The 6,945-nt window shown below is 67.9% G+C and carries 6 protein-coding genes; 4 read left to right on the top strand and 2 right to left on the bottom strand.

The window, feature by feature from the left end:
* The first annotated feature begins 404 nt into the window (after positions 1–404).
* Positions 405–1,067 carry an NADPH-dependent F420 reductase gene (locus tag ACFVWY_RS29955; RefSeq protein WP_389877880.1) on the top strand — a complete coding sequence of 221 codons (663 nt, stop codon included), beginning with the start codon at positions 405–407 and terminating at the stop codon, positions 1,065–1,067.
* 68 nt (positions 1,068–1,135) lie between these two features.
* Here the strand turns inward: ACFVWY_RS29955 and ACFVWY_RS29950 are convergent, their stop codons facing one another.
* On the bottom strand, positions 1,136–2,353 hold the full coding sequence (locus ACFVWY_RS29950; protein ID WP_389877865.1) for a cytochrome P450: 1,218 nt from the start codon (positions 2,351–2,353) through the stop codon (positions 1,136–1,138).
* A gap of 292 nt (positions 2,354–2,645) precedes the next feature.
* Here ACFVWY_RS29950 and ACFVWY_RS29945 point away from each other — a divergent pair, with 292 nt between their 5' ends.
* Entirely contained in the window at positions 2,646–3,017 is a 372-nt protein-coding gene (locus ACFVWY_RS29945) for a nuclear transport factor 2 family protein (RefSeq protein ID WP_389877864.1), read from the top strand.
* A gap of 254 nt (positions 3,018–3,271) precedes the next feature.
* On the opposite strand, the gene ACFVWY_RS29940 is transcribed toward ACFVWY_RS29945, so the two are convergent.
* Positions 3,272–4,360, bottom strand: a complete 1,089-nt coding sequence (locus ACFVWY_RS29940; RefSeq protein ID WP_389877862.1) for an NADH:flavin oxidoreductase — start codon at positions 4,358–4,360, stop codon at positions 3,272–3,274.
* A 336-nt stretch (positions 4,361–4,696) separates the two neighbouring features.
* On the opposite strand from ACFVWY_RS29940, the gene ACFVWY_RS29935 reads away from it, so the two are divergent.
* Positions 4,697–5,503, top strand: coding sequence for an oxidoreductase (locus tag ACFVWY_RS29935; RefSeq protein WP_389877861.1), 807 nt, complete (start codon positions 4,697–4,699; stop codon positions 5,501–5,503).
* Positions 5,504–5,662: 159 nt separating this feature from the next.
* Entirely contained in the window at positions 5,663–6,859 is a 1,197-nt protein-coding gene (locus ACFVWY_RS29930) for a cytochrome P450 (RefSeq protein WP_389877859.1), read from the top strand.
* Positions 6,860–6,945: the final 86 nt, after the last annotated feature.

The following is a 6,945-nucleotide window of genomic DNA, read 5'->3' as shown; positions in this document are numbered from 1 at the left end:
TTTGTCCGTCCTGGTCACTGACCCATTCCTTGTCATCACGGGGACGTCGCGCGACGCCCTCGGGGGCGTGCGAAGGCGTGCGAGAACTCCGCCGGGCCGCGTGGTGGTCGCTGGGAGAGTGCGACTGCGCCATCACCCATCCGTATCGATCGTGGCGAATACCGCCGACGAGATCGGTCGGCGGTCCGGAATTACTTGGCCGCCCCTCATCCGGTGCCCCTTCCCATTGACCGGTCGCGGTCACACTACATTTCACTATCAATGGTTTCGCTGATGCCGGTCAAGCGGAACTTATTGATGGACTGGATCGCTTTGTACGATTCAATGGAAACAGCTACATAAATTCACGTTGCCCGGGTAAAGTCATGCGGCAGCGAAGTTCGTACGTCCTGCGGGAGGTCTTCATGAAGATCGGTGTCATCGGCGCTGGGAATATCGGCGGCAACCTCACCCGGCGGCTCAGCGCGCTCGGTCATGAGGTGTCCGTGGCCAACTCGCGCGGCCCCGGGACGCTGACCGCCCTGGCAGAGGAGACGGGCGCGACCCCCGCCACCGTCACCGACGCCGTCCGCGACGCCGAGGTCGTGGTGGTCGCTCTCCCCCTGAAGAGCGTGCCCGACCTGCCCTCGGGGCTCTTCGACGGCACGTCCGGCGACCTGGTCGTCATCGACACCGGCAACTACTACCCCCGGCCCCGCGACGGCCGTATCGCCGGCATCGAGGACGAGAAGCTGACCGAGAGCCGCTGGACCGAGCGCCAGCTCGGCCGCCCGGTCGTCAAGGCGTTCAACGGCACCTACGCGGAGGACCTGCTGAACGCGTTCCGCCCGGCGGGCTCGCCCGAGCGGCTCGCCCTGCCGGTCGCCGCCGACGACCCGGCCGCGAAGAAGACCGTCCGGGCCCTCATCGACGAACTGGGCTTCGACACCGTCGACGCGGGCTCCCTCGACGACTCCTGGCGCCAGCAGCCGGGCACCCCGGTGTACGGGCTGCAGGCCGGCGCCGACGCGGTCGCCCGAGCGCTGTCCGAGGCGTCCCCCGAGCGCCCGGCGGAGTTTCGCGGCTGAACCCGCCTTCGGGGTGGAGAACGCCGAGGTCTTCGCCGCGCGGCCGGACGGCCTGATCGGCCCGGTCGTCACCACGTGACGCGCATGCTCTGCAGGCCGTAGACGATGTCGTTGCGCTTGAACTCGGACTGCGCCAGCGGTTCGGCCAGCCGGAGCTCCGGTATGCGGCGCAGCAGCGTGGACAGCGCGACCTGGAGCTCGATCCGGGCCAGGTGCTGGCCGATGCACACATGTGCGCCGAAGCCGAATGCCAGGTTGGTACGGACCTGTCGCCCGAGGTCCAGGGTGTCCGAGGACGGGAACACGCTCTCGTCCCGGTTGCCGGAGGGGACGGCCGCGACCAGCCACTCGCCTGCCTTCACCTCGATACCGCCGATGGTGACGTCCTGGGTCGCATAGCGGAGCAGACCGAACTGGATCACCGACAGATAGCGCAGCAGCTCCTCCACGGCGGTACCGATCAGGTCCGGATCGGCCCGCAACTCGGCCAGCTTCCCGGGGTTCTCCAGCAGCATCAGCATGCCCAGCGTGATCATGTTGGCGGTGGTCTCGTGCCCGGTGACCAGCAGCAGCACGCTGAGCGTGGCCAGCTCGCCCACTTCCAGCGGCCGGTCGGTATCGTTGCTCCGGGCGATCAGCCGACTGAGCAGATCGTCCTGTGGTTCGGCGATCCGCTGCCTGACCAGCTCGCCGAGATACGCCTCCAGCCGCCGGGTGGCCGCGCCCCGGCTGACCTCGTCCGCCTCGAAGCTCATCAGCACCTGGCTGTCGAGCTGGAACATCTCGTGGTCCTTGTACGGCACCCCGAGCATCTCGCAGATCACCTTCGAGGAGATCGGCAGGGCGAAGTCCCGCACCAGATCGGCACCGGCCCCGGCGAGCATCGCGTCGATGTGCTCGTCGGTGATCTTCTGGACGCAGGGTCGTAGCGCCTCCATCTTGCGGACCGTGAACTCCCCGATCAGCAGCCGACGCAGCCGCGCGTGCTCCTGGCCGTCCAACTGGATCATGAAGCCGGGAAGCGGTTCGTGCCCGTCGTACGACGGCAGCATGTGGTCCGAGCCGGCGGCGCGGGAGCTCAGACTCCGGTCCGCGAGCATGTGCCGCATGTCCTCGTACCGGCTGATCAGCCAGGCGTCCATTCCGGCAGGGCAGTGGACCAGCGTCATGGGTTCCTCGGCGCGCAGCCGGGTGTAGATCTCATCGGGGTCGAAAGGGCAGGATTCCGGTCTGCCGACCGGGAAATCGGGAATCTTGGCACTGGCGGCACGGTGAATGTTCGTCATGGTGAGAAGCTCCAGAATGGCGGGGTCGCTGGGATTTCCGGCGTCCAAGGCGGTATGAATCCTGAGCGAATTCCAATATTCCTGCGGAGGCGTCCTGGCTCCTGCTAATGAGTCGGCCGAAACAAGTCACACTCATTCTGTCGATCTAGTGCATCGCACTCTGTGATCCAGTCCGGCCGCAGCGCTTCATGGACCTAGGCGATCCAGTGCATCGAAATAATCATCTTGACCGTGAGAATGTGACTCCTCGATAGTGTGAGGGCAATCATTCGACGTGAAAAGGTGGTCCGGCATGACACAGGGCCTGCGTGTGCCCGTCAATGAGTTTCTGCGGCGGCTGGAGGCGTGCGACTTTTCCGGTGCCCTGGAGCTGTGCACCGAAAAGGCCGTCGTATGGCAGAACGACGGTGAGGGGGAGGTGGCGATGAGCGACCGCCTCGACCACTTCAAGTCCTTTGTCACCAACGTCGACTCCCTCCGGTACGAGGTGACCCGACAGGTTCACAACGGGAGCGAGCTCTTCCAGCAGCATGTGCTGCGCCTGAATCTGGCCGACGGTTCCTCCGATGAGGTCCACGCCGTGGTGTATTTCCGGTTCGAGGGCGATCACATCGACCGGATCGAGGAGTACGTGTACACCGCGCCGGAGAAGAACGCGCGGTGACGCCGCCCACGGTGGACACTCACACGGTCCGCGGAAGCGTCGCGTGACCTTCCGCCCGCCGGGAGGCAGGACTCGGTGCAACGCATCCGGTGCGGGGCGTCCGTCCCCGCCGGGACGATCCGGTTCTCCCCGGACGAGTGAGGTACCACTCCCCGGTTCCGCGCTGCCCCGGGCCGACGCGGGACCGATGTCGCCGGCGCCCGCTGACGACCGGTCGGCGTCTTCGGCCGCGTCGACGCGGTGCCGGACGGCCGTCAGACCAGGCTCTGGAGCACGGCAGGGTCGTACGCGACCGTCCACTCCAACTCGCCGCGGAGGGCCCGCGCCGCCCAGTCGGGGTTGGCCAGTAGCGACCGGCCGACCGCCACCAGGTCGAACTCGTCGCGCTCCAGCCGGGCCAGCAGTTCGTCGATGCCGGTCGTGTCGGACGGCGTGGTGAAGCCCGAGGTGAAGTCGCCATCGCCGTACTGCCGGACCATGCCGACCGAGCCGACCGTGACGGCGGGCTTCCCGGTGAGCTTGCGGGCCCAGCCCGCGAGGTTGAGGGAGCTGCCCTCGAACTCGGGGAGCCAGTAGCGGCGACTGGAGCCGTGGAACACATCGACCCCGGCCTCGGCCAGCGGCACCAGCAACTGCTCCAGCTCGCCGGGGTTCCGCGCGTTACGGGCGTCGTAACGGCCCAGCTTCCACTGGGAGAAGCGGAAGAAGACCGGGAAACCCGGGCTGACGGCCGCGCGGACGGCCCGCACCACCTCGGCGCCGAACCGAACGCGGGCGGCGGGGCTGCCGCCGTAGCCGTCCGTACGCCGGTTGGTCTCGCTCCACAGGAAGCTGTCGATCAGATAGCCGTGGGCGCCGTGTACCTCGACGCCGTCGAACCCGAGCCGCTCGGCGGTCCGCGCGGCCTCCGCGTAGGCGGCGACGGTGTCGTCGATGTCCCGCCGGGTCATGGCCACACCGGCCGGCCCGCCGTCCAGCCCTATGCCGGACGGGCCCTCGGCGGGCGGCTCGGTGGCGGTACGTGTGAGCCCCGTGTGCCAGAGCTGCGGAATGATCCTTCCGCCTGACTCGTGCACCCGGCGCACCACATGGGCCCAGCCGGCCAGCGCCCGTTCCCCGTGGAAGTCGGGCACGTTGTCGTAGGCCCCGGCAGCGGGGCGGTCGATGTAGGTGCCCTCGGTGATGATCAGTCCGGCCTGGTGGGTAGCCCGCCGGGCGTAGTACTCCGCCACATCGGCACCCGGCACCCCGCCGGGGGACGCGGTTCTGGTCATCGGGGCCATGACGATCCGGTTGGGGACCGTGAGGCTGCCCACGGTGAACGGTTCATCGAGACTGGCCATCGTTGCCTTCCGAGTCGAATGCGGACCGACGAAGGATTTCCGGTGGGGAAGTACTTCGGTCACGCTTGGATAGTGCCCGATCGACGGCGTCTTTGGCCACACCGCCCTGATGGAAAATAACAGACCTGCACGAGCGGACTCCTGCATTGCATGATGCGATGCACTGCAACGAAATTATTGGGTTGACCCGGTGCACGAGGGCGACGACAGTTGATCCCGTGGCTTTGCATCACGGGGGCAGTTGGTGCGCTACTTATTTCGTTATCGCAGCCAGGGAATTCCGGCACGATGCGTGCTGTTCCCAGGGCTGCCCGAGAATGAAAGAGCGGAACCCATATGACGAGCCATGGCCGTTCTCTCGTGCCGTCCGTTGGGGAGCTGGAAGGCAAGCGGGCCGTGGTCACCGGCGGCAGCCGCGGGATCGGCGCCGCGATCGTGCGCAACCTCCTCGATGCCGGTGCCACCGTGGTCACCTCCGCTCGCAACCCGGACGAGGGGACGCCGTCCGGCGTCACCTTCGTCAAGGCCGACCTCAGTACCTCCGACGGGGTGCGCGAGTTCGCCGACGCCGCGCTGGAGACGCTCGGCGGCGTGGACATCGTGGTCAACAACGCGGGTGGCTGCCGTTCCTTCCACAGTGTGCTGGACCTGGAGAAGGACTGGCAGTACACGATGGACATCAACTTCCTGGCCGCGGTCCGGCTCAACGCGGCCCTGGTGCCCTCGCTGCGCGAGAGCGGCGGCGGGGCCGTCCTGCATGTCTCCTCCATCGCCACCATCGCGGCCTACCCGATCCTTTACCACTACGCCGCCGCCAAGGCCGCGCTGGAGACGTACAGCAAGGGTCTGGCCGCCGAGCTGGCGACGGACGGCATCCGGGTCCTCTCCGTGTGCCTGGGCAATGTGGAGACACCCGCCTCGAAGATCGCGCGCGGACAGGCGGTCGAGTATTTCGGCGGCGTGGCCGACCCGGCCGGCCTCGAAGCCCTCGCCGGGAACTGGGCTGCGGAAATTCCGCTGGGGCGGCTCGGCTCGGCCGAGGACATCGCCGAAGCGGTCGGTTTCCTGGTCTCCCCGCGCGCTTCATGGATCACCGGCAGCAATATCGTCATTGACGGCGGAAAGACGGCCGGCCTTTCCTGAACGCCGGGATCTTGCCCCGTCATTCGCGAATAGAGGAATCCGCCCCTTCCTTTCCTCGATGAAGGAGTCCGGCCAGCTTTTTTAGAGGCGGGGAACCGGCCCGTCCGTGCGCCGGAGAAACCCGACCTCAGCACACGTAGTCCTGGAAGGACCGACACCATGACCGAGACAGCTGCGGGCGGCCTCCGGGCGTATCCGTTCGGACCGATAACCCGACTCGACATCGACCCGAATCTGGTCGAGATATGCAGTGAGCAGCCTGTGCTGCGGGTGCGTCTGCCCTTCGGCGGCGACGGCTGGCTGGTCACCCGGCACGCGGATGTCCGGACCGTGCTGGCCGACCCGCGCTTCAGCCGCGCCGCCGCCGTGGGCGACCATGTGCCCCGCACGGTCGCGGTCGGACTGCCCGCCACCTCGATGCTCAGCATGGACCCGCCGGATCACACCCGGCTGCGCCGCCGGGTGGCGAACGCGTTCGCCACTCGCCGGCTGAAGACACTGCGCCCGCGCGTCGAGGAGATCGTGAACGGCTTGCTCGACACCATGGTGGCCGCTGGCGGCCATGCGGATCTTACCCAGGCCCTCACCTGGCCGCTGCCGATCACCGTGATCTGCGAGATGCTGGGCGTGCCCAAGGCCGACCACGACCGGTTCACCGAGTGGGTGGACGGCCTGCTGATGCTCTCCGACCCGGAGCAGTCTGCCGCGGCCCGGGAGCAGCTTTGTGGATACCTCGCCGATCTGATCGCGCGGCGCCGTACGGCCCGCACCGAGGACCTGCTCGGCGAGCTGGTGGCGGGGGAGGAGGAAGAACCGCTCGGCGAGGGTGAACTCGTCGGCCTCGGAGTGAGCCTGCTCTCCGCCGGTCAGGAGGCCACCGCCAACCAGATCGGCAACTTCGTCTACACCCTGCTGACCCGGCCCGGCCTCTGGCGGCGGCTCGTCGACGATCCCGTTCTCATCCCCGATGCGGTCGAGGAACTCTCCCGGTTCATCCCGATCAGCGCCACCGCCGGCTTCACCCGGATCGCCACCGAGGACGTGGAACTGGGCGGGCAGATCATCCGGGCCGGTGACGCGGTGGTCGCCGAATTGGGCATGGCCAACCGCGACCCCGAGGTGTTCGAACGCCCCGAGGAGATCGACTTCGGGCGCGAGCGGATCCCCCATGTCACCTTCGGATTCGGCATCCACCACTGCCTCGGTGCCCAACTGGCCCGGATGGAGCTGAACGTGGTGCTCGAAGTCCTGGTCCGGCGGCTGCCCGGACTCCATCTCGCGGTCGAGTCCGACCAGTTGGCCTGGCGGACCGAGCGCCTCGTTCGGGGCGTGGCCGCACTTCCGGTCGGCTGGTGAGACACCCCGCCGTGCGCCCGGCACCGTGACATGTGCCGGAGCCGGCTTCGGCAGGGGCGCACCGCCGGGCCGTCCCGGCGCCCACC

This window comes from Streptomyces sp. NPDC058195, assembly GCF_042883525.1.
Lineage (GTDB): Bacteria > Actinomycetota > Actinomycetes > Streptomycetales > Streptomycetaceae > Streptomyces.
Note: the sequence above shows the minus strand (reverse complement) of the source record. Positions and strands in the feature narration are given on the sequence as shown.